The sequence below is a fragment of the Paenibacillus agricola genome (assembly GCF_011440305.1).
In the GTDB taxonomy this organism is placed as follows: Bacteria; Bacillota; Bacilli; order Paenibacillales; family NBRC-103111; genus Paenibacillus_S; species Paenibacillus_S agricola.
The window spans coordinates 17,314-42,844 of record NZ_JAAOIW010000009.1; the positions used below are offsets into that span (position 1 = coordinate 17,314).

Here is a 25,531-nt window from a genome sequence, read left to right on the forward strand (position 1 = left end):
GAAATATGGCCGGGGCAGGACATTCTTTACATGTTAAATATCCCCTTTAAACTTGCTGTGCAAATACGATTATTGGTGCAAAGCAATAAATGTCTGTATACGACCGATTAGCGATAGCTTATGATAAATGAGATAAAAGGTTAATGAAATAAAAAAAGAAACTATCCAACGCAGTCCTGGTCGCTGGATGTTATAAACTGAACTTGGAAAGGAAACCCTTCATGAATTATCCATGGAAGCGCAATCTTTATATTTTATGGACCAGTGTATTTTTTGTTAGCATGGCCTATTCCATGATTGTCCCCTTTATGCCTATTTTCCTTCATGATGAGCTTGGAGTGGAGGATCATTTGGAAACATGGGCAGGGACGATTTTTGCCATTAGCTTTTTTGCCAGTGCTGTAACCGCCCCGTTCTGGGGGGCTCTAGCCGATAAGTATGGACGTAAACAAACGCTACTTCGCTCGGGATTTTGTTTAATGATTCTGCATTTTGCCTCCTTCTTTGTAGTCAATCCTTACCAGTTACTGGTTATTAGGTTACTGCAAGGGCTATTCGGAGGATTCGTGCCCTCCGCTATTGCGATGATCGCTACCAATACGCCCGAGAAAAATGTCGGTTATGCATTAGGCTTTATGTCTACTGCCAGTGCAGCGGGGACGATTCTCGGTCCCTTGATCGGCGGGCTCGTGAGCCATTGGATCGGCAACCGCGAATCCTTCCTGTTCTCAGGGAGCGCGATCCTGGCTGCTTTTCTCATTGCTTGGATTTGGGCCAGGGAGGAGAAGTTCGAACGATCATCCACGCGAATTTCGGTAATCCATGACCTAAAGTCGGCGTTGGCGAATAACAGGCTTGTTATGGTGCTGGGGGTGGTGATGATGACCTCAATGTCCGTCATGCTGCTGGAGCCGCTACTGACAATTTATGTCATCCAGTTAGGGGCATCGAATCAATCGGCTTCGCTCAGTGCTGGCATTATATTCTCTTCAGTTGGTGTGGCAGCGCTAATTGCTGCACCCCGTTGGGGAAAGCTTGGAACGAAAGTCGGATATGAGAAGATATTAATGATCGGTCTAATCGGCGGCGGTCTTGGCAATATCGTGCAAATTATGCTGCATAATCTTATTGGCTTTGGTATATTGCGTTTTACTTATGGCTTATTTTTTGCTGCTGTGTACCCGTCACTCAACGCACTAATTGTCAAGGTGACGGAACCAAACTTTCGGGGCCGTGCCTTCAGCTTGAACCAATCCTCGATGCAGGTTGGAATGATGATTGGTCCTTTATTAGGCGGCTTTCTTGCCAATTTGTTCTCAATTACGACGGTTTTCATCATTAATGGGTTGGTCATGCTAGTCATTGCTGGTATTTTAAAAGGTAATGCATTGGATACGAACAGGCTGGAAAAGTCGGTAAAGGAAACCTTAAAAGGATAGCCCCGGCAATCATTGACTTGGCCAAACGCATTGAAGCATTGAATTCAAGTTCCACTTGGCGGAAACTGGATATACCAAGGTTTTTGCTAGGTAGGTCACGCGTCAGAAATACTTCTTTAACGGAAGAAGCGAATACCCGATCCCAATCCGCTTCTTCATGATCAAGAACAGAATCGGTATGCCCTCTATAAGCGGCCTTAGATCACCAGTATTATAATTAAAAACAAAACAGTGCTTAACATTGAACTATCCAAAGTCAATGTTAAGCACTGTTTATTATTTCAATATGAAAAATTTGCAGCAATCCAAAACTATTCATACAATAATGTTACCGTTGATATAAACCGTATCCTTATCTACAACGTTCCCCAGAAAGAAAGTTGCCTTTACTTGGGCATCCACACTTTTTCCCATAAAATGGACCGCGATGACTTCTCCTGCCGGCGCCCAGCACCATATGTTTACCTGCGCGTTTCTCTGTATCACCATACCGTCGCTGATCAAGCGGGGCAATTTGATTTTCGTCTGATTCCGAATCATATAGCGAGCTCCCTAGCTTCCTATCTGAATTTCAGCAAATGAATCATATATACGGTTTCTCTTGGCCCTCTCCTCCGGACTGAGTCTTTGGGCATCTGCAATTTCATAGCAGCCAAAGGTATCATACATCCTCGATGAGGGATCGATTTCCACATAAGTGCACCAAGGCAGCCAATGATAGTGGCTTTGCAGATTTTGACTGGTAAAGTTGCCTGATTCGTGCCCCAAGCCGGGCATGATATATCCAATACTGCCGTCCACATCATTGGACTGTCGGGTGTTCTTATGGATGAACTCCGCAAAATCCAGATAATGCTCATCTCCTGTAATCACATACAGCCTGTAATAGGTATATGAACAGGCAGCCATATACACATCGGCTCCCCCGCCGATGGTGATAATGCTCTGTCCGCTGATAGAATACTTGTTGAATGGATGCTTCGGCCAAGGGGTAGTCACAGGGAATGTCCACGCATAGGTCCAAGTTTCGGTATAATCGGCAGCGCCAATCGCGCCTTCCAGCCACTTGTCTTCACGGGTCAAATCATACAGGGCAAGGAAGCCGAACAAAGCATAGATCCCGGCCTCTTTATCCATGATGTCCATGTTGTCGCAGGTGCCTCCCCGGTATTCCATGTTCAAGTGAGCATTTTCGTAAGACCAATCCCCCGCCTTGATCGCAGCGGCTTTATATCTTTCATCGCCCGACATCAGATAGAACTGCACCAAGAAACGAATCACACTGGGTGTGTTGGCCTTGGAGTCCATGCGGATGGAGCTGTCCGTATTGTATGCACGGTAAAAACTGCCGTCTTCATTCTGAATGTTCACAATCCAATCGGCGGTTTTTCTGCAGAATTCCAGCCATGCCGGCCGCTCGTCGCCTATCTTGTGCATATAGAGGTACGCGTCTAGAATGGGCTCAATCCCGTCGGCAAGCATCCGGATATAGTGGGGATAGGGCTCGAACTCGTTGATGCCGGGATGGTAGCACATTTGCGGCAAGCCGGATTCTGTCATCGCCGTCCGCACCCAGAAATCCATGATGTTCACGCCTTTTTCGAAGGCTTCGGGCACGTTTTCCTCATCGCCATAACGCAGCAACTGATAACCGATTCCGGGCTGCTGTCCGACAAAGCCGAACTGGAAGGACACACTGGATACATCCATGTCGGGCAACTGGCAGGAGAAGGGCAACCCGTACGAATCGCCGTACTGCCGCGTATATTTGGTGAGCATCTTCATGCAGTTGTGGAAATGGAGCTCATTATCTACATCAAATAACTTGTCGCGCATCCGGTCATAGGTCACCCGCCAGATGTCTCTCATCATTAGCTGAAAGCCGCTATAGTGTCCGAAATTTACAGCCACAGCGTAGTTTTGCTCAAAACCGACCTCCACCGGGTGGCTCACGCGCTGGAAGGATTTGAATTGATCTTTGAAGTCAAGACCCGCATACCTTCTTGTTGCAGGCATCTGACCATCGCAGCCTGGGTATACATAATCGATGGACAAGCCGTCGACTTTCGTCTCGAATTCCTTGCGAACGGCAAAACCATAATACAGATAATTCGTGGTTCTGCTTTCCGGCTTGCTCATGCCAATGGCTCCAATGGTAAATTTGGGGTCAACATGATTTGCAGCCTGTGCAATATCCAGAGACCGCATGGTCACGTCTGACGTCCAACGTGACATTGCCGCCATTTCGCCCGATGCGATGTTTTGCATGGCAAACAAAGGCAGGGCACAAGCGGTCTCCAGTCGCCAGAAATACTCGCAATCCAGGTCTTTGCCAAAGGCGTTCTCACGCGCAAATTCGTTTTGCTTATACCATACACCCGGCGCGAAACAGTTATATTCATGCGGATCGTCCGATTCCGTCATTATAAAGGAGAGCTTGGTGGAAAAACCAAGGTCATCTCCCGCCTTCAGCACCTTTACGTTCCTGCTTAGCTTAAGTCCGGCGCCGGTTGCTTCATAAGTATCTGTAAAGGAAAATTCAGAGCCGGAGGGCACGGTTAATGTACCCTTGGCGGTGATTGTATCGCCGGAAATGGCAATCTCGCTGTATGCTTTGTCGTAAAACTCACTAAGAGCAACAATGGTCTTTACCGTTACAAACATCGGGCGTTTATTAAAATATAGAAGCTTTCCTTCTTTTTGTACCTCAACTCCGCCGTCCTGAAAGTTAAGGGCATAGTCACCGCATACTAGTTTCATAGATATTTCTCCTTATTATTTTTTCTTGAAATATTGCTTCACAAGGAATTTCATTAAATCGCTAGGTTGTTCCCTGACAAACTCTGGTTTATCTTTGAACACCATTCCGTATGGTGCCTCAGGAGTATAGGGCTCCCACTGCGGCATATCCTCTCCTGTGGAATCCTTTCCATTCGGATCTCCGGAACGGATGAAGTTAGCCCAGTAGTTGCACATCTGACGGGCAAGATCATAATGTTTGCCGACAAAAGGCCTCCAGCATTTGGCGAGGGTTTCAAAGAAGAACCAGAGATCCACCGAGTGGAAGGTTCCAGGGTTATCCCATCCCGGTATTTCCGCATCAAAATTGTAATAATACAGCGAGATATTAGCTCCGGTATCCGCATTGGCTTGTGAGGCATTCCTGATCGCATATTCGAAACTGCTCGCGGAAGCATTTTTCACTACTTCATCTATGTTGTCCGACTGAGCCTGGCAAAGTGCAAGAAACTCATCGGCATCATCGCCAAACAATTGGGCAGCCAATTGCCGTAATTCCTCAAGTGTCTTGACATTCGGAACACTGAAAAATTCGGAGGAAGTGTGGCCCCAAAGCACTGGTACCATCCGGCGCTTGTTTTCAAGGAATAGATCAAATGCGTTGCCTACGCTGAACACATGATCAACAACGGTACCCCAGAACCCGAACCCCTTATTATATTCCAGCATCTTGTCGTGGAGATATTCTGCATCAAGCTTACGGGCTTCTGCAAGGGAGGAAACTCCCAAAAATTTAAAGAATTTCTCACCCTCTTGTTCGGCTTCCGCCAGAATTCGCCGAACTCTGGGCATGCGGCCTCCCGGGTAAAGCGTCGTTAATACACCGCTCTGAATAATTGCCCTCTGAAAGAGACCTTCGTTCTGAGGCGAAGTGAGCTGGCTCATGACGCTTCCGCCGCCGGCAGATTGTCCGCCAATCGTAATGTTATCGGGATCGCCGCCAAAAGCCGTGATATTGCGTTTGACCCATTGCGTTGCGAACTGCTGATCAAGGTGGCCGAAGTTTGCGGGAGCTTCCGGAGCTTCCGCCGTTATTTCAGGATGGCATAAAAATCCGAACAGGTTCAAACGGTAGTTAATCGTTACCACCACGATGCCCCTGCGTGCAATGCGTTCGCCGTCAAACTCCATCTCAGCCGTATGACCGACCTGCAGCCCGCCGCCGAAGTACCATACAAACACCGGTAGCTTCTCATCGGGACTGTTTGCTGGAGTCCATACATTCAGGTAGAGGCAGTCCTCGTCCATGGGGATGTCCGGGTCCACAGCCCATTCCCTGGTATAGATGTTATTTACATCGATCTTTTGCCTTACCTGCATCGAGGCCGCCGCAAAATCGTATGCTTTCAACACACCTTCCCAATCTTTTGCGGGCTGTGGGGCACGCCAGCGGTTCTCGCTTACGGGCGGTGCAGCAAATGGAATACCTTTGAAACTTGTTATACGGGGGTCGGCTGCCGGCTGCCCCTGAACTGTACCGTTTTCAACTTTCACTACTCTAAGCATACTTGATGCTCCTCTCTTCAATTCCTTACTCGTTATAAAATCTGTTTATCATCGCTTTCAAATGGTATTTATTTCGTAAGGCGAATCACATTCCATGAAAGCTTCTTGGTAATGGCTGTCACTTTACCGCTTTCCATTTTGGTGTCGGTATTTTTTGTGGGCTTTATCGCATCTTGGTTTTCGAAGCTATTCTCCTTTTCCAGGTCATCGGTGTACATCTCAATATGCTCGGCGAGCTTATAACCATCGAAGCCGCGAACGTCCAAGCTGACCTCGATGTCATCCTCGATCCCCCGGTTGATCATGAAGATGTAGACCTCGCCCTTTTCCTCATTTTGCACAACGGCGGCTTCTATAGCCTGAACGTTTTCGTAGGCGTGGCACTGATTAGAGCCTGTAAGGGCAAATTGCTCGGTGTTGAAGATCGGTCCGTCGACCACGGGCAGGATCGATATGCCATCGCGGGTTAGCTTGTTCATCTGGTAATATGGATAATATGCCGCGTTCTTCCACACATGTGCGCCGTTAAAAGCCAGGGCGTTTCGAATGCCGCCGGTCATGCAGCCTATCTTGATCCGGTCCGCATGACGCAGGAAAGTCAGAAGCACCGAGGACATGGCGAGGGCATTCAGCATTTGATGGGAACCAAACCTGCGCTCTACATAATTCTCCGGGTCAAATCTTGTAAAGACATTGTCTCTGGGAGCAAACTGGGAGTAACTCTTGGTAACATCCTGCCAGCCTCTGCGCCCGAAGAGAACCTCTCCCTGCCTGCCAAAGTTGCAGCCGTATTCGTCGAAGGAGATGTACATTTTCTTAGGCGTACGCAGCTTGGTTTGCAGATAGTCACACATAGCAATGCTTGTCTTGATATAGTCCTCAAATACGGAGGAAATGTTGAGATAATTGGCGATGTCGCCCTCCGGTGCGGAGTGGTAATGGTGCAGGGATACGTAGTCTACCGATTCGTAGCACTGCTCAAGCGCCGCCATTTCCCATTCGGGGAAATGCTTGTAATGGTCGGAGGTACCTGCAAAAACGGTTTCCGCCTTGTTGTCAATCCATTTGACCATCTTGGAAATCTCATGGGTGCGAATACCGAACCCGACTGGATCTTTTTCCCAGGAGCCTATCTGCCAATGGCCGTCCATTTCATTCCCAAGATACCAGGTCTTAATGGGATAGGGGTCGGGGTGCCCATACTTCTTGCGCAGGTCGGACCAATATGTGCCGCCGATATGACGGGAATACTCCACCAAGTGTGCGGCGCTTTTAATACCTTCCGTCCCGAGATTGATGGTGTACATCGGTTCTGTATGGACACGTTTGGTCCACTCCAAATACTCGTCATGGCCGATAATATTCGGCTCAATCTGGAACCACGACAGGTCCAGCTGTACCTTACGGTTTTCAACCGGTCCGATGGAATCTTTCCAGTCCCAGCCCGAAACCCAGTTACCTCCGGGAAAGCGAAGGGCCGGAAGATCAAACTCCTTGACAGCGTCTATGACATCCCACCGAAAACCCATATCGTCCGCAGTTGGGTGCTTGGGATTATAGATGCCTCCATAGACCCAGCTTCCGATCGGCTCGAGAAACGCACCAAACAGACGTTTATCTACCTTGCCTATCTTATAATCCGGGTGTACAGTCACTTTTGCCTTCTTTATCATTAAGAAACCCTCTTCTCTTTAGAAAATAATCCATACGGAAAATCAATGTTTCTTTTTTATTAAGCCTTAATTGCACCTATCAGCATCCCCTTGACAAAGTGCTTTTGCAAAAAAGGAAATACACACATGATAGGGATCATCGTTACAATGATTGCAGCCATTTTCATACCTTCCGAAAACTTTACATCGGTTTGCACATTCGAAATATTCATTTGCTGACTGATCTGTGAATCGATAACAATTGACCTTAAAGCAAGCTGCAAGACAACAAGGTTGCCTTTCCTTATGAATATCATTGCATTAAACCATTCATTCCAACGGTCCACGGCATAGAACAATATGATTGTCGCAATGATAGGCATGGATAAAGGCAATATGATTTTAAAGAGGATCCGCCATTCACCTGCCCCATCAAGCTTAGCCGACTCCATAAGCGATTTCGGTATCGACAGGAAATAGTTCATCATTATGATTAAATAAAATGAATTAACTCCATAGGCAAGCACAACGGACCAAATTGTATTAATTAAATTCAGCTGCTTCATTAACAGGTATATGGGGACAATTCCGCCTTGAAACAACAGAGTAACGACAACAAAATAAATGAAAAATCTCTTAAACGGAAAATCGGGGCGGCTAAGCCCATAAGCCATACTGGTAGTCAGAAACATGTTAAGCGGCAATCCTAGTACGAGGACCAGCAAGGTTGTACGAAAACCTATCCATATGCGTCCGTCTTCAAACAATGCCTTGAAGTTTTCAAGTGTAACATCCGTTGGTATCAATAACACCGTTGATTTCAGATATTCCTGTTGTGTTGAAAAGGATACTGCAGCAACGTTAATAAACGGTAAAATGATGGCGATAGCAAAGAATGTGAGAATAACCAACAGGACAATATCCAATAATTGTATTTGGTTATGATGATAAGCTTTTTTCGGTACTGGTCTAACCCCCGCCATATTCACTTTCCTTTCCCATATATATTCGCATCCAATTTATTCCCGAACCCTATTCTTATTAGACGGAAAAAGTCCTTCCGCACCAAGCCATTTACAGACACGGTCAGCGAATAGCAACAGAGCAAAGTTGATTATAGATCGAAACAAACTTACTGCACTTGAGAAAGAGAAGTCGGCAGCAGACTGAAATGTAATTCGATAAATATAGATGTCCAGGATTTCACCGGCTTTGGCAGTTGCAGCATTACTGATATTAAAAATCTGATCAAATCCAGTATTCATCAGATTTCCAACTGTTAAAATCAACATTACAACAATTGTACTTTGTATACCTGGAAGGGTGATATACCACATCGTCTGCAAACGGCTCGCACCGTCGAGCTGAGCAGATTCATACTGTTCCGTATCAATTCCTGCAATAGCTGCCAGATAGATGATCATGACCCACCCTGCCGACTTCCAGTTTTCAGAAATATACAGTAAGGATAGGAAGATTTCAGTGGAGCCAAGAAAATTGACTGCTTCCCCACCCAGCATTTTGATAATACCGTTTACCATACCTTGAGTATTTAAAGTATTACTCATAACGCTGGCAACAATAATCCATGACAAAAAGTGGGGGAATGTATACACCGTTTGTATAGCCTTTTTATATCTGTTCACACGCACTTCATTTAATAATAGAGCTAAAATAATCGGAATAGGGAACTGAAACAGGATACGCCCTGCGTTAATCCATAGCGTCCTCCAGATCGATTCAATAAATGCGGGATCTCTAAAAACATAAATATAATTGTCGAGTCCAATCCACGGACTTCCAAAAATTCCGAGATTGGCTTTGTATGTTTTAAACGCCAATGTTAACCCATACATTGGAATATAAGCAAAAATGATATACCATATGACTCCCGGTAATAGCAGGAGGTAAATTTCCCTGGACTTCCCTACGCGACTCAACAAGGATAAATGATTCTTTTCCAAGGATGTCTTCTTCTTTTCCACCACTATATTCTCCATATGAAACTCCTTCTACCAGAGTGGTAAAAATCAAGTAGCCGAGCAAATCAAATGGGATTCACCGCAGCTACTTGAAGCCAATTAATCGAAAGGTATTTGCTGACTATTTAGCCAATTTTGAGTTCAGTTCATCCAGAACCGGCTTTATTATTGGCATCTTCGAATCAATCCACTTCTTCCAGTTTGCTTCTATATCACCCTGAATAGTAATAAGATTGGCGTACTCTGTATAGTAATCGATTTGGGCCCTTCTCTTGCTTGGCGAATCGTAGGTATATAAATCCCAGTTAACTTTAGTGAATGTGTCAGGAGTACCTTTTTTCGTTTTTTCGGCATAAAGCTGCTTTGACAGATCCCTTAATCTTTGGTCGGTATTGGGATTGTCGAATGCGAAATCGTCAAACAGAATCGTGCTGCCTAACAGATAGCCCATAGCTGGATACTTTCCGGTTGCGCCGCCAAGTGGCTTGCCTTCTTTGGCTTGGTCGAAGAGTGACTTTACTTGGCCATTGCTGTCATAAGTCCAGTCCACTTCTTTTAACCCCATATTAGCTATTGTATTTCCCTCTTGAGTAGCGTTATAATCAAGCACACTCATATAGCGCTCAAATTTGTCATCGGATATTTTCGGATTGAAGATGATTGTGCCCCAGAAATTAATGAGGTCTTCCTGATGATAATTACCATCTTCCCCCATAACATTAGCCATATGAATGTTTTGAAATGGATCAAGTTTTGTATTAGCCTGAAAATCATCATAATAAACCCGAAGAGCTGATGTCGGTGCCTGGAAGAAGGTAGCACCTGCATTGCCTTTTACATTAAAGTAAGAACCATGCTCTTCATTTTTCACAGTGAAGAAATCCTTACCAAGGACACCGGACCGGTACGCTTCAGAGAACAATTTAAGCCCTCTCAGGGTATCCTCGGAAGCTCCGCCCCATTTATACTTACCGTCTTTATCTTTGTAAAAGTTATTGAAATGAGTGCTGTTTCTTGCAACAAACAAATCAACGGCATGATTTGTATTCTCAGCAAGCGGAATTAATTTGTCGCCTACTTTTCCGGGATCCTTTTGCTTTATCAGATTACCATACTGAATAATCTCAGAGGTCGTATAGGTGGACTTGATAGGGAAACCCACAGCTTCAGCCCAATCTTTACGTATAAATATGGATGGATGATTCGACAATGGGTCCCCGGGCAAGTTAGTCATAAAACGTGCTCTGGGAATGAAATAGGTTCCACCGAAGACTTTTTCCATCTGAGGCCCGAGTGATGTTTTACTATAAACTTTTGCTACGTTAGGCCAACGGGTTTTCCAGTCGTCAGGAAGCTTTTTGATAAGTCCCTGCTCGACAAAAGAAGCGGCATCCGCATGAATATAGTTATATACGGCAATATCCGGCATGTCGCCTGAGTTGATCCATATCCGGAGTCTTTCATTCCAGTTGTCCCAGTTCAGCGCCGTCATATCTAAATCGTAATTGAACTTGTCGGAATAATACTTGGCAAGGGCATCACCATTGGTGTAATTAAATCCTTCAATTCCCTGTACGGACGCCATTGTTAGTTTGACACGCATGGAACTATCGGTATTTTTTTGATCCGACTTATTCCCTGAGTCACTGCTGCATGCTGCAATACTAAGCATGATGAATACAGCCGTTCCAAGACATACTAATTTCCTCAACTTTGTCATATTTCATCCTCCTTATATTTTAAGCCTCTTCCTCCCCACCATCCTATAGTGCTCCCATATGTTAAGACACGAGAGCATTAACTTCGGTGGGATTTTTTTAGTATTGCTCCAATGCCGATTCTTGAGATCGAGAGACAGTTTCTTGGGTCAATACACAGAATGCTGTTGTCAATCACGTTTTCTTTATCACGGGTGCATTCCCTGTAACAGGATAGGGAACCCCGCTGCGGTATCGGCGAGCCCAATGTCGCATGCGCCAAAGTAAGCCCTTTCACACGAATATACGATAAAAACGGTACTTTTGGGGCAAAACACTGCTGCGTTAATCGTCTTAAACGGTCTTCATCACCGACGCTGTTTTCATCCGATGCCAGAGGGTTTTTGTTGTCCCCATGAATTTCGCGATCATACTTTTGTTCGACCTCCCAGAACTGAAACATTTGCCCATCGGGAAGTTGGGCAGTTAAATCCTGCCGATTTGCCATTTCACCGCCTCCTTTCGCCCTAGAGTATGTAAAGGATTTATCATTGAAGCGCTTTCAAAAGCATTTTAAGTGAGTATTTTTTAATCGCTTTCATACTTAAATTTTAGCAGGTGCAAGTAAACAGCGATATGCGTTAGATTAGGTTGAAATAGGATTAAATTAGGTATATTGCAAACATTACCCAATCGTATATATAATGAGAGCATAATTTTTAGCGTCATCAATCTATTTGAAGGAGTTTATCTATTATGAGGTTTGGTAAGTTCAATTCTATTCGAGGCCGTATTATAGGAAGTACGCTTCTATTTCTTTTCTCCATGGGTGTTCTAATAATCATATACAATATGGGGTTCGAATCCATCATCGAGCGCAGGGCTTATCAGACCTTTGAGCTTCTCTCCAATGAGATGGACCGGAGGCTTGCCATGTCAATCAATGAAATCGACAGAGCCGCCAAACGGGTGTCTTACTCTACTACCGTTCAGCAGTTACTGTTAACGGATAATCCCTCCGAATATTTTAAATTGAAGGCTTCAGCTACCGAGGTTCTATATGACTCCATTTACAGCAGCAAAAATATAAAAAGCATTGTCCTTACATCCCGAAACATGAATAACTTTTATATTAGCGATAGTTTCCATGAGATTCGAGAAAAGGCAATTGCGGAAAACGGACTAGATCAAGATATCACACTCCGCAACCCGATTGTTAGTAATGTATTCTTCGACAATAGTGGCAGCAATAACGGACCTTACTTTTTGTACTTTCTCCCTGTCCGTTCCATATTAGAAGGATATAGCGAGAAAAAAAATATAGCATTATGTACTGTCGTAGTCAATTTAAAATCTTTTACAGGCGAGCTTAACACCGGCATATCCAACGATGGTATAACTGCACTCATATTTGAAGATAAAATCATAAATTCCAGCCGGGAAGTGAATGAAGTCGAGCGGTCTATATTGCTGAACGCAAAAGAGGGCCGGGGCAAGGCGAACGTCAATGGCGAAAAATTTCTCACCAGCTCCGTGTCGGTACCCGAATTCGGATGGCGTTTTGTTTCACTGACCACCAGACATTCCCTAATTGGCGATCTTATTCCTATAAGAAGCATCGGTATCTTTATTATACTTGCTGCCGGTCTTCTGCTTTTTTTCCAGATGCAGCTTGTGCTGCGCTCCGTGACCAATCCTATAGATCAGATCATCAGTGATATGAGAAATCTTACATTGCGGAAAGATGGAGTCAGGGTGAGTATACCGAAAACTGTCGAACTTGCCAGACTTGCCGAGGATATCAATGATATGCTGGAGCGAATTGAAATTTCCCAAAAAGAGATTAGAAAATCCCAGCAGAATCTCTACCAATCCATGATTGCCCAGCAAAAGGCCGAATTGCTCTCATACAGAAGCCAAATAAATCCGCACTTTCTTTTTAATACCTTGGAGTGTGTGCGAAGCATGGCCCAAGCCTATGGTGTTAGATGTATAGAGGATATCTGCACATCAATGGCCAGCATGTTCCGTTATTCTGTAAGCTCTGGAACCATCGTTACCCTTCAAGACGAGATAAAACATACTTGTGACTACATGAAGGTAATGAGCCAGCGTTTTCCGGGCAAGTACACAATAAAGTTGGATATACAGCCTGAGGCAATGAACCATCCTATACATGCCATGTTTCTCCAGCCTATCGTTGAAAACTCAATTAAACATGGTTTTGCAGAAAAAATGCCGCCCTGCATCATAAGGATATCAGGTCGGCTTCAAAAAGATGGGTCCCTTTTACTAAACATTGCCGATAATGGTGCCGGCATATCCGATGAGGAGCTCAAAAAAATAAATAACGTTAACCAGCCGATAGACGATAGTACTTCTCATGGAAAAACGAATATAGGCCTTTATAATATCCAGCAGCGTCTAAAGAACAGCTTTGGTGACCAATATCGCTTTGAGGTCCGCTCTGTTAAGGGTTACTACACAAAAGTCGTCATCTGTATACCTAAAGCGCTTACAATGTTAAGCCCGAATTTTACTCCTCCAGCATGCTGAAATTCTTTTTGATGATGGCAGTATTCTGAATTTTTCGGTACTTACTGGGAGTACATCCAAAGAAACGTTTAAATAGCCTTCCAAAATAACCATAATCTGAATAACCTACCATATCCGCCACTTGCTGTACAGGTGCTCCGTTTTCCACAAGCAGGAGTGCCGCTCGCTTCATCCTGATCGCAGTCAAAAAACCTGTTAACGTAATCCCTGTTTGCTTCTTGAAAAGCTCACATAAGTATGTTTCGGATAGATAAAATCTTTCAGAGATCTCACTAAGCGAGAGTTCATTTTTATAATTTTTGCTAAGATATACCTGTATCGCCGCTACCATAGAGTTTGCAGAATAATCAATTTCCAGTTGTGCAGAGCTGACAGCTTCAGAAAACATCTGATCGAAATCTTCAAAACCGGGACGTTGTACACTTATGCCTAAGCTTACCCCACATGCAGCAGCAGACATCCTCCATTGGTTGAAAAAGGGCTCCAGATTCTGCTTTGATGAAAGCAGATAGAGTGTTGTTCCATCATTTAGTAAAAATTGTCCAACACACATGTCCTTTTTTTTTGGCAAGTTGTAATCTTTTGCAACTGCAATGTAACAATGAGGATGGACAGCAGCTGATACAAGCACCTCTCTCTGTCTTTCATTCATGAGTTTGCCGGTTTGAAAGACCTCCATTAGGACAGGGTGTTTGGCAGAAACAAGTTTTTTTCTGAGCCTGTCCACAACAGTTCCCACTTCATCCCGGTCAAGAGGTTTAAGAATATAGTGAAACACATCATATTGCAAGGCTTCGCGGGCTACCTCGAAATCACTAAAAGCGCTTATGATGACAAACTCAGAATTGATTCCTTTTTCTCTGGCTTCCCTAACCAGATCAAGTCCGGTCATTCCCGGCATACGTATATCGGTAAAGACTATATCCGGCTGAATACTCATGATGCTCTCAAGTGCCTTCCGCGGATATAAAAAAGCCCCGATAATTTCAAATCCTTCTTTGTTCCAATCTATAATATTTTTAATTCCTGTCAGAGCCCAGGGTTCGTCGTCTACAAAGATGATTCTAAGCAATGCAAACCCTCCCTTTACCGAAATTCCTTAGATATCTTTCATTTTGAAACTTTGCTTTCATTTATTATGAAGTATTTCGAAAGTAACCTTCTTTGAAATTATGAAAAATGCTCTTATTCTTTGGTAGATATTGTGTTTTATCCCTAACACATCACCCAAAGAGAAGAGCACCTTTTTAGGTAAATTGTACCACAGACACCAGTAAAATCAAGACCGGCTTTACAGTAGTCGAGGCAAAAAGATTGAAATTTCTGGCGATTTGGTTGATCAATTCGAGGCTCGTGAACGACAAATAGTCCCCCCTTATGCTATGATGTAAAAGCTACTTGATGTGTACAGCTTCTGGATATTTTCCATACAACCCATTTTCTTTAACATCAGAATACTCTTTTAAATAATCGTATTTGACCATTCCATGGAATAATAAGTCTTCATAGCTCTCCCTCTTCATTACATGCTGTGGGAAAGTACCTTCGTGTTTTCATCCCAATTTTGGCTCTGGTGGAACATCATGCGATGAATTCACCAGTTTGTGCCGGAATTAGACAAGCAAATTCGTCCCTTTCTAAAACCGACTAAGCCAGCAGTGATCGAGGTAAAACGAACGGGAAAAGGGTACTAGAAAAAGATAGTACTTACGAGAACATCCGATGTCATTTAAAATAGGATTGTAAGTGATAAGCAATTGAAAAATCAGGAATGATTTTGGTGGAAATCAAGGAGCCTTATTGGTATTGAAAAAAGAGAGGAAGTGTTGATTAGTGCTAATCATTTATTCCACAGGTTCTCTGATTCTTCTGGCGTTCGCTCATTGGCTGCTATGGAGGACAATCCGCTTCCAGCATAACCTTCGATGGGTAAGTATATTAACTACATTCATCATCCTGACTCTGCCTTTACTTTATATGCTGTACAACAACGATCCTGCAAAGATAGTAGGGGCCAATATTGGTCTGGGTCTCTCCTTTTTTTTTACATGGATAGTAACATTGCTACTACTGCTAACGGCAGGCATACGTCTTTTTATACAAAGAAAAAAAGTTCGGTAATCGAAAACGTTAGTTTAATAAATTAACAGGCTGCTCCCACAACAGCCTGCTTTTGTGTGCGTTTTCGTGGGGTGACATGTCTCACGTAAATGGGACGAGCAGAAAAAGGGGCTTTTTTAAAATTACTGCCTCATCATGTTCAGCCACAATACCACATTATTAGAAAAAAGAGATGAGGATTATTTCCCCCATCTCTTTTGGCTACAATTTTACTAATTAGATTTTCAACAATTCAAACCCAATATATTTATTGTTCACGGTTGTTAATGTAGAGGTTTTTCTTTGTATTCTTCCAACCAGTATTGATAATAGGGGTTAGTCCACTTAGAACCAGCTATTTTAGCTAATTCTAACTTGATAAAATCTTCCACTTTTTTCTCTTCTTCAAGATTACCTTTGATTTTTTGATTGTAAACGCTGCTTGCTTCAACATATTTATTCCCTTCAACAGCACTTTTAAATTTCGATATTGGGTTATTTATTAATATAAATGATGTTCCTGCAATAATCACAGCGAGTAGGCCAATACCTAAATAAATATACAACTTCTTAGTATTCTTCTTGGTCGACTTTGTTTCTTTTTCCGATCCAATCTTTGATAGATTTAGTTGATCATCATACTTATAGTTCAATAGTAATTGTTCAAAAGTATGAGTGAGTTTAAGTAATACCTATAAAATCATGGAAATAGAAAAAACCTCCATTTTGAATGGAGGCAAGTTTACTGATAAGATAAATGTCTTAATATTCAATTTCAATTACATCATCGTTTACATCGTCATAGCGAATCTGCTTTGTATCTTCAACCATAAAACCTGTTCGCTCATGTGCCTCTGTGTCTTCATAGATTGTTTCTGGATCTCCGTCTGTTTCAATATCGATTTTTTCATTTGGCATATAGATATCCCTCCTCATTGTCTAGAGGGTATTTTATCCAATGTAATAAAAATTATTCCCATCGGCTGCTTATGATTAATCCCAATGAAAAATAGACCATTCTCTCGTTATGAGTAGGATGGTCTTACTTATATGATGGGGATTAATACAGATACACCACTATAATGATCTTTTTAGCCCCCTAGAAGACTTGGACAGCACACCCCTTAATCCAATTCAATAAAAGTAGACGGAGGGGAACGTTATGAAACGTGTGCAATATGACCTTAATTTCAAGATGGAAATTATTCGAAAAGGGAAAGAGATCGGGAACTTTACAGCCGTAGCCCGGCAGCATGAACTGGACAGGCAATTGGCTCACCCGAAATTGAAGTTTCAATTTGATGTCTTCATTTTAGCGAGCCTTGCGCTGTTGGTGATCAAACTCGTTGTCCTCCTTTTGAAAAAAGTAACGGATGGCGGCTCATTCTTTTGGAACTTTGGCTCTTTGATTTTAATGATTGGCGTGGGAATCGGCTCCCGCATGCTGAAAAAAATATAAACAAGACGAGGTTTTGCGAAAAAAGTAACAGCACCCTCTAATTGGACGGAGAGGTGCTGTTTTGCTTACTTTAATATTCTCCTTTAATTACAAAAAAAGAGCCCCGAATTGTTCCAGCTAGTTTAGACTTCTGCCTGGCAAACTTAAACTTCTTATCTAACTCCTTGGGTACCTCCATTCCCTCAGAAAGCTTGAAACCAACGGCTCTCTTCTTAGGGTCATCAACCGTATACATGACGTTGACCCCAAGGCCATCCTCAAAAAACACGTAGGCAAATTTGATATTTTCCACTTGAAAACACGACGTTTCTAAAGGGTTGGCGGCAAACTCAATATTACGTTCCTCTTTCAAAATTCGATTCACATACTCAAGGGTATCCTGGCTTTCGCTAGCGGATACAACTGTAAATTCATGCTTATATTTGTTCATAAAGTAACGGGCTTCATTAGCACGTAAGCCAGCAAGCGCTTCTGCTGTGGGTGAAGACTCCAAACCAACCGTGGACACATGTTTAAAATCAACGATGCAGGACATTTCCACTCCTCCTTTTATACCTTTATTTCCCAACAACAGGAATCCACATTTCACCAACTACTAAGCCGTTCTGCTGCCCCATCTCAACCGTTGCATTTGGCCCTCCAACATAGGAAAAATTGTTTGCTTCTGGCAAAACTTGACCAAAGGCAATGCCGGCAAGCTTGTTACTCAACTCTTCCGCTGTCGTTCCTTCCCCTTTAACAACGAGGTATTTCCCTTTAGGAAATTGGATAACTCTGGTCGCTTCGGGTACTGAGACCTCTGTCATGACGCCAGCATAATGCATCATCTTGTTATTCACCGCTTCGTTCACGGCAAAAATGTAGTCATTTGCGGCTATGGTTTTTAAAGTGTGAAGCCTTCCATCTTGTTTGACGGCCTGCCAAAAGTCTGACTTTTCCTTGTTTATGCCGGTAAAGTCTGTGTAATTGCTCTTAAGCTCAGTTCCAAAACCTAAAACGGTAAAGCTGTCTTTTTCTTCGAGGGTATAATTCGCCATATTCAAAACCTTCCATTTTTAAATTTAATCAAATGTTTTGTCTTTTCACTTGATAGGTTTATAATAGCCTTGAATCATGTCAAAAAATGATACTGTTTAGGGGGGGCCTATGAAAAAGGTTGAACGGATTAATGTCATTATGCGGTATATCAACAACCGTGCCCACTTTACAATTTCTGAAATCATGCAAGAATTTAATATCTCTCGTTCAACAGCTATTAGAGATATCAGAGAAATTGAAGCCATGGGGATGCCACTTGTCGCTGAAGTTGGAAGGGATGGGGGGTATTTTGTCATGAACAACTCTGTCCTGCCCACGGTTCGCTTTACCGATAATGAGATCAAAGCTCTTTTTATTGCCTTTATAGCCACAAGAAATCAACAACTCCCCTATCTGAAGAGTCGTCAGTCTTTAGCTGAAAAATTACTGGGCCTCATCTCAGAAAACCAACAAGATGACCTTGTTCTTTTAAATCAAATCTTGCTTTTTGAAGGGACCAACCCGAATAATCCCGACCTGCTTGATCTGTCAGACCTCCCCCATCCTATGTTAGAAAAACTGATCCAAACCTTTCTTTTGGATAGCTATTTATGGATTACCATTGAAGAAGACAAGATAATAAAGTCTTATCCCATTTATCTCTTGCACCTTTATCGGGAAAAAAGTCTTTGGCTGATTGAGGGCTTTGACTTAAAGGAAGAAAAGAAGCAGGTTTTTCCTGTCGACAATCTCACCGATATCCAGCCTTACTCAACGAAAAAAAGATTAAGCAAGAAAAAAATTTTAGAAAAACTGAGGATGCAGGAAGAAGTAATCAACCTAGTCCTTGAACTTGGTCCAAAAGCAATTGCCCAGTTCAGAAAGTACCATCCTTTAAGATTTACAATTTCCTATACGAATCCTTACCAAGCGACAGCCATTCTAAAGACTTTTATCCATGTTCATCATGCAGAAGAATTGAACGAAGTAACAAATTGGCTGCTTTTTCTAGGTGGGGATATCAATTTCAGGGAAGTACCAGCAGAAGTCTTAAAAAGTTTGCAAGAGAGATTAATCTTACACTTCCCACATATTGGAAAATGGTGATAAGGAGGGATATAAATGGCACTTTTGTTGTTGTTCGATCAATTGACTCACCCTATCTCCATTGATGTTTTAATTAAACTAAAAAAAGATACAGACCCTCAAATTTCTTGAGAAACTGCATCTTTTTTACGGAGAAGACTTTTTCAGTGCCCTCCTTTTCGAGAATGGGGGCTTTTTTTTCTTTAATTAAATAATATGAAGAGTATCATTATTTCGGTTTCACTTGATTTCCACTAAAAATTGGGTAAATCCGCTGAAACTTGTGTGATTGTACTCCTTGCCTGTATCTAAATGCATTTTTATTCACAGTATCTAACTTTTTCACAGTTAATCGACAGTCTCCGTGTATTCGCTTGATCGGCAAATTGCTGTGATTTTTTCAAAATAGCGGTACCTCAGTCCGTTCGGTCCCTGCTGCGGCTCTATCACTCAGTCAAATGGCCATCTATTTTCGCCATTTTGTACTAGTGGCTCAAGCGATCGTAATTTCTTTCCCGGTCCTCGCCGATTCGTAGATCGCGAGAATCAGGTCGACGGACTTCCTCGCTTCTTCGCCAGTCACCATCGGGTCACGGTCCTCGCGCACCGCTGCAATGAGGTCCTCCACGAGCAGAAAATGGCCATCGCTCGCAATCTGCGTCGGGTCGTCCTTGGCGCTTACGCGGGGAGCGACCTGCGGCAGCTCCTCCTCGCAATCCGCGAATTTCCACTGCTTGAAGCCGGAATCGCCAAACACAATCGTCCCATTCTCCCCATGCAGCTCGAATCTCGATTCCTGCCCCGGGTAGACGGACGTTGTTCCCTGAATGACGCCGAACGCCCCGTTCTTGTACTTCACGACGGCCACCGCCGTGTCCTCTACTTCAATTTCCCGGACGAGCGGCGCCGAGTAGGCGAATACCGACTGCACGTCGCCCATCAGCCATTGGATCAAATCGATGCCGTGCACGCCCTGATTCATCAGCGCACCGCCGCCGTCGATCGCCCAGGTGCCCCGCCAGCCGGCGCTTTTGTAATATTGTGGGCTTCGGTAGTTTTTCTGGTACGCGTCGCCGAGCACCAGCTTGCCGAGCTTGCCTTCCTCGATGGCCTTCTTCGCTACGATGGCGGCAGGCGTCAGGCGGAGCTGGAACACGCAGCCCAACTTTACATTCGCCCTGCGGACGGCGGCAATCATGCGCGTCATGCTGTCGCTCGTAATATCGAGCGGCTTCTCGCACAGGATGTGCTTGCCCGCCTGCGCGGCGGCGACCGCCACGTCGGCATGGAAGCCGCTCGGTACTGCAATCGAAACCGCGTCGATATCGTCGCGCTTCAGCATCTCCTCGTAGCTGGCGTATACGTGCGATACCGAAAATTCGGCAGCCAGCTTATTTCCTTTGTCCTTGTCGATATCCGCGACCGCCACCAGCTCCGCATTCGGGCTTCCGGCAATCGCACGCGCGTGAGACGGAGCGATGACGCCACCGCCGATTATGGCAAATCTCATTTTTTCGCTCATCGTGTACATTCCTCCCATATCAATTAGTGATGCGCCGACCGAATGAGTCCGACTGTTTCTTCGGCATCGACAGCAGCCTGCGACGCGGCAACAATATCCTGATGGTCGATGCAGGAAGACAAGCCGGCTATACGGCGCAGGAAATCTTCCGTGATCGTCCATTCCGGCTGCTGCAAAGGTGCTTGAGCGGGTTCTTCCGAATTCGTCGTCAGCAGTAGCAGCGTCTCCCGCTTCACGAAAGGATCGCCGTTCAGCCTAAGCTCCGCGGTCCCTTCCGTGCCGGTGGCAAAGATCCGGCCGTCTCCCCAGGTCCAGCTTTTCTCCGGCGTATGCCAGTCGGCGTACAAATGAGCCGCCACGTGATTGCGCATAAGCACCTGCAGCAAGACAGCATCGTAGAACTCAGGCTTGTCCGTCAGCACATGCTTTGCCATGTAACCGGACGTTCTGGCGATTGTATCCCCTGTCAGCCAGTGCAGCAGGTCCAAGTCGTGGATCAGCAGATCGATCAGTATGCCCCCGCTCTGGCTCTTGGTGAAAAACCATTGCGGACGGTCGGCCGCTTTTAACAAATGAGGCTTCCGTATCTCGATGGAGATGACTTTCCCGAGACGGCCACTGTCGATCAGCGACTTCAGAGCGAGGATGGCCGGCTGAAACCGCTCAGTCAACAGCATCCCGATCTGTATGCCACCCCGTTCGATAACGGCCTGCAGACGCTCACAGCCGCTCCGGTCGGTTACGGCCGGCTTGTCGACCATGATGTGTTTGCCGTTGGCTTCGCACTCCTCGATAATCTCGATCTTCTCGTTATTGATTGCGGAGCTCCCGATAATGGAAACATGCGGCGCGAACAAAGCCCTTTTATCCGACAACAGAGGGATCTGGAACTTCTCTGCAAGCGCCAGGGCGACTTTGCTGCGACTGGGCTCGTAAATACCGACGCACTCATGCCCTAACTGGAGCATCTCGCCAACAAATATACCGATGTGGCTATGCTCACAGCCGAGAATGCCAAACATTGTTTTCATACTTTTCCCCCGTTCAGATAAAATTCAATCCTTTCGTATACGGAAACGGCAACGGAAAGCATGCACCCGCTGCACGCTTCCATTCGTAGCTGCTCCTGTCCTCTTCCCCTTCGCTGTCGAACAGCAAAGACACCAGCTGCTGCCTGTTCAGCACAGGCAGCAGCCGTTCCCCGACGGACAGCTCGAACATCCGATCTTCCACGGCACGAACAGTCGGCAGCAAGCCGGGCGACACTCCTTGACCGGTCCAGTATGGACCAAGCTGCTCAAACAGGCGCTTCGCATTCAATACATACACCGTGCCTTGATTTTTTCCTGTCCCAAGAAACGCGGGCTCGAGCAGCCGTGCCAATGACTTCTCCTGCCAAGGGATGACCGCCTCCAACTGCTGAACCGCCTCTTTCTCCATCACATGCAGCAGCAAGGACACAACCGCCTTATCTTCACCGGCCCATTCGATAGCGAATCCGCCACCAATCGCATTCACACTCGCAAGCGCAATCGAGCGATCCGCATACTCCTTCGGCTTCAGGGCAAAAACGCAGAAGGCTACCGGCACGCCGCTTCTCTCCGCAATGAACGTGCGGTGACGCAGGCGGCGAATGGAGGCCAGCGCCTCGGCTTTCATCAGGTCGGCGATGTCCCACAGGCTTTGCTCGAACCCTACAGGCCTTGCCGCTGCCAGCTGGTGCAGACGAAACCAGTCGGCCGACGATGCTTCCCTGCAAACCAGATCGGAAGAACGGCTGGAAGCCAGATCTGCCAGATGCCCGGACAGCAGTCTGTATGTTCCGGTCGTTCCGAAGAGGCAGCATCCCGCTTTTATATATAGTGGAAGCTCCCCCGATACGAGCAGCAAGGAAGCTCCAGCCCGCTCCGCCTGCTGCTTGGCGAACTCCAGAATCGCCCGCGCATGCCCTCTGCCCCGATAAGTCGGATGCGTGCAGACGGCTCCATACGAATACACGGAGATTCGGGCACCGCCGATTTGCACGACGGACGGTACAAACCCGGCAAACGAGACAAGCACGCCGTCCGAGAAACAGCCTACCGCTTGAAGCAGGCTGCACGAGAATACTTTCGGCAAGGAAGCCCCCATGGATGCGCGTCCGTCGGTGCGAAATACGGAATCGGCCAGCGCGACCGCCGCCGCCATTTCATCTTGGCGTAGAAATCGAATTTGCTCTTCAGAATTCATCTGCAATCCCTCCCTCCCGATCTATCATACCCGCTCCAACGGATGTTGACGATTAGCAAGTTGGCTTGTACAGTCTCGAATATCCGTATCACAATCTCAATCTCACTTCTCCGTCATTGTCCCAATTCGCCAGGGTTGCCTTGCCCCGTCCTATGCCTTATGATGGGTTCCATAAGACGGGAGCCGGCTTGTCCGGAGATGGCAAAGGAGAAGTCATAACGATGAAAATCGGAAAATGGAAACTGGCATTTCACTTAAATGCGCTTTATTTTCGAATCCTCAGCTATTTTTTGTTGCTGCTGATTCCAACTATTATTATCGGATTTATTGTATATTTTGCCAATATTCATATATTCAAAAAGCAGTTAAGCGACAACCTATCTTCGAATGTGCAGTCCTCCTCCAAGGTGATTGACATTTATTTGCGGACATCCGAGCAGACGGGGATGAATTTTCTGATGAATGATACCGTGCAGCAATATTTGCTGCCGGCCGATTTGCTGACCGATGTCGCGAAAGAGAAATCGTCCAGCATCACGAGAATGCTTTCCTTCAGTCGTAATATCATCAATCCCTATATCGACGACATGTTCGTATACGTGGACAACCAATGGATTTATAAGAGCGAGGGATTGGAGAACTTTCGTTCCTTCTTCACCGAGTTCAGCCGTTTTGACGAATACGAAGAAGCTTATTGGGAAAATTTACTGAAAACGGACTTTTCTTTTCGCGTGCTTAAACCGACAATTGTGCAGAAAAAGTATACGGAAAAAAGCGAAACAGTCATCCCCCTTGTCCTCTCGCAGTTCATCAGGGGCAATCGCGTGGTGATGGTCGTGAACATATCCATAACAAAAATTATGGATATGCTGATCCGCAACCGAGTGAACGATGCCACACTGTTCGTCGTCACCGACAACGACGGCAACGTCATCGTGGCGGACCCCTCACTGCGGCAGCCGGAGACGGTGCGGCTGATCACATCGCATAACGGCGTAACGGAGGTCACGCTGGACAAGAATCAGGTGATGGTGACTTCCTATGTGTCCGAATACGGTTGGAATTATTATACCGTCACCCCGGTCGCCGAATACCGGAGACAGGCCAACGGCATTCTGCTTGTGACGGCCTGGCTCGCGTTCCTTCTGGTTATTTTCGGAATCGCTCTGTCCTTCCGCTTCAGCACGAAGCTGTACAATCCGATCCGTAATCTGCTGGACGCCCAGGACAAGCACGAACGCTTCTCGGGCGAGTTCATCGAGAGTGCCTTCACTTACATCCTGAGCGGCCACAGGCTGGAGAAGCACGAAGCGATCATGGATGCGTTAGGCTTCGAAGTGGGTCAATTTTTGTGCTGCTGCCTGAAATTTTACTTCAAGGAATCGTTCTACACGGAAATCCAGGATACCGATAGGCTGCTCATTCAGGAGAAGCTGAAGAAAGTCATTGGCGGAGTTCTTCAGCAGCAGGTGACCGCTTATGTGCTGGAAACCCAGAGCAACTCTTATGTCGTGATGGTCAATTTGAAGCACGAGGAGGATCGCGCCCGCTTCGATGCCTCGCTGCAATCGATCATTCGGACTTTCAGCTACGACTCCAGATACTGCCGTCTTGCCATCGGCATTGGCCGGGCCCATCCGAAGCTCGGCGATCTTGCCCAATCATACGGAGAAGCTAAGATGGCGCTCGCCAAAACGGATGAAGAGGCCGATTTTCAGATAGTCGACTCCTCCCTGCTCCCGATCGATGAAAGCTTCCGGTTCACTTTCGTGCACGAGCAAAAAATTGTGAACGGTCTACGGTCCGGGGATATGAAGCTAATCGAGACGGAGATGGAGCGGATTATCAGCACCAATCTGGAAAACGGCACCTCCAATCAATATATGAATTTGCTGCTGATCGAGCTTTATTCGATCGGAATCAAGTACGCAGCGGAGAAAGGAATTACACCTCTCCATCTGATACAGGACGAGGATCATCAAATCCTGATCGGCAAAAGTCCGCATATCCTGGATTTGCGCGAGCATCTCTCGCTACTGCGGAAGTTTTACTCCGAAATATTGAACAAGACCATGGGTCCGGACGAGACTAAATCGGGGCAGCTTGTCGCTCGCATCATCGAATACATCGATGTGAACTACAGCAACGACTTGTACCTGGAGCGGATCGCTTCGGAGATGAACTTGTCTTCCAAATATGTTTCCAAGCTATTCAAGGAAATAACTGGCACCAACCTGACGGACTACATCAGCATCAAGCGGATTCAGGAAGCAAAGGTTTTGCTGTCGACAACGGCCTTGAAAAATGACGAAATCGCGGAGAAGATCGGCATCCTGAGCCGAGCCACCTTCTTCCGGCTGTTCAAGAAGTATGAAGGCGTCACCCCGCAGGACTACCGGAAGATGCTGCAGCAGGAACACAAGAACGAGCCTTCTCCGTAGGGCGGCTTCGCGGCCTGTGCGCGTCGCCACGGCCGCTGCAGCTTAC

General features: G+C 45.5%; 21 protein-coding genes. 5 read left to right on the forward strand and 16 right to left on the reverse strand.

Features of this window, described 5'->3' with window-relative positions; all coding sequences use genetic code 11:
- The first annotated feature begins 221 nt into the window (after positions 1-221).
- Positions 222-1,439 (forward strand): MFS transporter, encoded by a 1,218-nt coding sequence (locus tag G9U52_RS22535; protein WP_166152910.1) that lies wholly within the window; start codon positions 222-224, stop codon positions 1,437-1,439.
- Positions 1,440-1,754: 315 nt separating this feature from the next.
- Here G9U52_RS22535 and G9U52_RS22540 read toward each other — a convergent pair whose 3' ends face one another.
- The 8 genes from G9U52_RS22540 to G9U52_RS22575 all read right to left on the reverse strand — a co-directional run bounded on the left by G9U52_RS22540 (position 1,755) and on the right by G9U52_RS22575 (position 11,583).
- A complete protein-coding gene (locus G9U52_RS22540; protein WP_166152911.1) occupies positions 1,755-1,979 on the reverse strand; it encodes a hypothetical protein in 225 nt (74 codons plus the stop codon).
- Positions 1,980-1,991: 12 nt separating this feature from the next.
- Entirely contained in the window at positions 1,992-4,199 is a 2,208-nt protein-coding gene (locus tag G9U52_RS22545; protein WP_166152912.1) for a glycoside hydrolase family protein, read from the reverse strand.
- 15 nt (positions 4,200-4,214) lie between these two features.
- The gene (locus G9U52_RS22550; RefSeq protein ID WP_166152913.1) at positions 4,215-5,744 is read right to left on the reverse strand and encodes a carboxylesterase/lipase family protein; all 1,530 of its coding nucleotides are present in this window, start codon (positions 5,742-5,744) and stop codon (positions 4,215-4,217) included.
- 68 nt (positions 5,745-5,812) lie between these two features.
- Entirely contained in the window at positions 5,813-7,417 is a 1,605-nt protein-coding gene (locus G9U52_RS22555) for an alpha-L-arabinofuranosidase family protein (RefSeq protein ID WP_166152914.1), read from the reverse strand.
- Between the two features lie 59 nt (positions 7,418-7,476).
- Complete coding sequence (locus tag G9U52_RS22560) at positions 7,477-8,379, reverse strand: carbohydrate ABC transporter permease (RefSeq protein ID WP_166152915.1); 903 nt, start codon at positions 8,377-8,379, stop codon at positions 7,477-7,479.
- 36 nt (positions 8,380-8,415) lie between these two features.
- The gene (locus tag G9U52_RS22565) at positions 8,416-9,396 is read right to left on the reverse strand and encodes an ABC transporter permease (RefSeq protein ID WP_166152916.1); all 981 of its coding nucleotides are present in this window, start codon (positions 9,394-9,396) and stop codon (positions 8,416-8,418) included.
- A gap of 103 nt (positions 9,397-9,499) precedes the next feature.
- Positions 9,500-11,098, reverse strand: coding sequence for a type 2 periplasmic-binding domain-containing protein (locus G9U52_RS22570; protein ID WP_166152917.1), 1,599 nt, complete (start codon positions 11,096-11,098; stop codon positions 9,500-9,502).
- Positions 11,099-11,175: 77 nt separating this feature from the next.
- Positions 11,176-11,583 carry a hypothetical protein gene (locus G9U52_RS22575; protein ID WP_166152894.1) on the reverse strand — a complete coding sequence of 136 codons (408 nt, stop codon included), beginning with the start codon at positions 11,581-11,583 and terminating at the stop codon, positions 11,176-11,178.
- Between the two features lie 608 nt (positions 11,584-12,191).
- On the opposite strand from G9U52_RS22575, the gene G9U52_RS22580 reads away from it, so the two are divergent.
- The gene (locus tag G9U52_RS22580) at positions 12,192-13,631 is read left to right on the forward strand and encodes a sensor histidine kinase (protein WP_207953143.1); all 1,440 of its coding nucleotides are present in this window, start codon (positions 12,192-12,194) and stop codon (positions 13,629-13,631) included.
- Here G9U52_RS22580 and G9U52_RS22585 read toward each other — a convergent pair.
- From G9U52_RS22585 to G9U52_RS22595, 3 genes are all read right to left on the reverse strand, one after another.
- Positions 13,612-14,703, reverse strand: a complete 1,092-nt coding sequence (locus tag G9U52_RS22585; protein WP_166152919.1) for a response regulator transcription factor — start codon at positions 14,701-14,703, stop codon at positions 13,612-13,614. The genes G9U52_RS22580 and G9U52_RS22585 overlap by 20 nt on opposite strands.
- A 1,312-nt stretch (positions 14,704-16,015) precedes the next feature.
- Entirely contained in the window at positions 16,016-16,384 is a 369-nt protein-coding gene (locus G9U52_RS22590) for a hypothetical protein (protein ID WP_207953144.1), read from the reverse strand.
- A gap of 109 nt (positions 16,385-16,493) precedes the next feature.
- A complete protein-coding gene (locus tag G9U52_RS22595) occupies positions 16,494-16,649 on the reverse strand; it encodes a hypothetical protein (protein WP_166152921.1) in 156 nt (51 codons plus the stop codon).
- A 244-nt stretch (positions 16,650-16,893) separates the two neighbouring features.
- On the opposite strand from G9U52_RS22595, the gene G9U52_RS22600 reads away from it, so the two are divergent.
- Positions 16,894-17,190: a hypothetical protein gene (locus G9U52_RS22600; RefSeq protein ID WP_166152922.1), complete on the forward strand. Its 297-nt coding sequence runs from the start codon at positions 16,894-16,896 to the stop codon at positions 17,188-17,190.
- A 70-nt stretch (positions 17,191-17,260) separates the two neighbouring features.
- Here G9U52_RS22600 and G9U52_RS22605 read toward each other — a convergent pair whose 3' ends face one another.
- Both G9U52_RS22605 and G9U52_RS22610 read right to left on the reverse strand, forming a co-directional pair.
- Entirely contained in the window at positions 17,261-17,725 is a 465-nt protein-coding gene (locus G9U52_RS22605; RefSeq protein ID WP_166152923.1) for a DUF8821 family protein, read from the reverse strand.
- A 22-nt stretch (positions 17,726-17,747) separates the two neighbouring features.
- The gene (locus G9U52_RS22610) at positions 17,748-18,227 is read right to left on the reverse strand and encodes a GyrI-like domain-containing protein (protein WP_166152924.1); all 480 of its coding nucleotides are present in this window, start codon (positions 18,225-18,227) and stop codon (positions 17,748-17,750) included.
- 109 nt (positions 18,228-18,336) lie between these two features.
- On the opposite strand from G9U52_RS22610, the gene G9U52_RS22615 reads away from it, so the two are divergent.
- Complete coding sequence (locus G9U52_RS22615; protein WP_166152925.1) at positions 18,337-19,314, forward strand: helix-turn-helix transcriptional regulator; 978 nt, start codon at positions 18,337-18,339, stop codon at positions 19,312-19,314.
- A 472-nt stretch (positions 19,315-19,786) separates the two neighbouring features.
- Here G9U52_RS22615 and G9U52_RS22620 read toward each other — a convergent pair whose 3' ends face one another.
- Genes G9U52_RS22620 through G9U52_RS22630 form a run of 3 tightly spaced genes read right to left on the reverse strand, consistent with a single transcriptional unit; the run spans position 19,787 to position 23,044 of the window.
- On the reverse strand, positions 19,787-20,815 hold the full coding sequence (locus G9U52_RS22620; protein WP_166152926.1) for a Gfo/Idh/MocA family protein: 1,029 nt from the start codon (positions 20,813-20,815) through the stop codon (positions 19,787-19,789).
- A 23-nt stretch (positions 20,816-20,838) separates the two neighbouring features.
- Positions 20,839-21,846: a Gfo/Idh/MocA family protein gene (locus tag G9U52_RS22625; RefSeq protein WP_166152927.1), complete on the reverse strand. Its 1,008-nt coding sequence runs from the start codon at positions 21,844-21,846 to the stop codon at positions 20,839-20,841.
- A gap of 13 nt (positions 21,847-21,859) precedes the next feature.
- Entirely contained in the window at positions 21,860-23,044 is a 1,185-nt protein-coding gene (locus G9U52_RS22630) for a GNAT family N-acetyltransferase (RefSeq protein WP_166152928.1), read from the reverse strand.
- Between the two features lie 65 nt (positions 23,045-23,109).
- On the opposite strand from G9U52_RS22630, the gene G9U52_RS22635 reads away from it, so the two are divergent.
- Positions 23,110-25,485, forward strand: coding sequence for a helix-turn-helix domain-containing protein (locus tag G9U52_RS22635; protein ID WP_207953145.1), 2,376 nt, complete (start codon positions 23,110-23,112; stop codon positions 25,483-25,485).
- Positions 25,486-25,531: the final 46 nt, after the last annotated feature.